We start from the raw sequence: 675 nt of genomic DNA on the forward strand, positions 1-675 counted from the left end.
CCTCGGGGTCTCCGTCGTACGGGAGGGAGAGGGGAGGGGCGAGGGAGGTCGTGTTTTCTGCCAGGCGGGCACGCCAGTGGGCGAGGTCCTCCGCGTACGCCGGGGACTGGCGCTCGGCGGTCAGGGCGGCGGCGTAGTCGGTGAACTCGGCTTGTGGGGCGGGTAGTTGTGGGGTCTGTTCTCCGCGCGTCAATGCCGTGTAGAGCGACCAGAGTTCCTCGGCCATGAGCTTGAGGCTGAAGCCGTCGGCCGCGGCGTGGTGGACGACCAGGAGCAGGTGGGCGAGGTGTGCGTCGTCGTGGTCCTGGACGAGGACGGCGCGCACCGGGTCCTCCGTCCTCAGGTCGAACGGGCGGTTGCAAAAGGCGTGTTCGAGCTGCCGTAGGTCGTGGGTGGTGGGGTGGTTGTGGGTGTGAGGGTGGAGGACCTGGATTCCGTACCAGCGCGGTGGTGTGTCGGTGGGGCCTGCGGGGGCGGCGTACTGGCTCGGGCGTGCGGCGCCGCCGTCGTCGGTGATCCGCAGTCGCAGCATGGGGTGGCGGGCGGAGAGGTGGGCCAGTGCCTGGCCGAGGAGGGTGGGGTCGAGGGGGCCGCTGATGCGCTGCCGTACGTAGCCGTAGGCGGTGAGGCCCTCGTGGAGGGTTTCGGTGGTGTGGAAGGCGAGTTGGAGGGGGG

General features: G+C 70.5%; 1 protein-coding gene. It reads right to left on the reverse strand.

What is annotated here, in order from left to right; all coding sequences use genetic code 11:
• Nucleotides 1-675 (reverse strand): condensation domain-containing protein (locus P1P70_RS45470; protein ID WP_319248462.1); only part of this gene is annotated, 675 nt, incomplete at both ends.

The sequence above is a fragment of the Streptomyces sp. MB09-02B genome (genome assembly GCF_033794485.1).
In the GTDB taxonomy this organism is placed as follows: domain Bacteria; phylum Actinomycetota; class Actinomycetes; order Streptomycetales; family Streptomycetaceae; genus Streptomyces.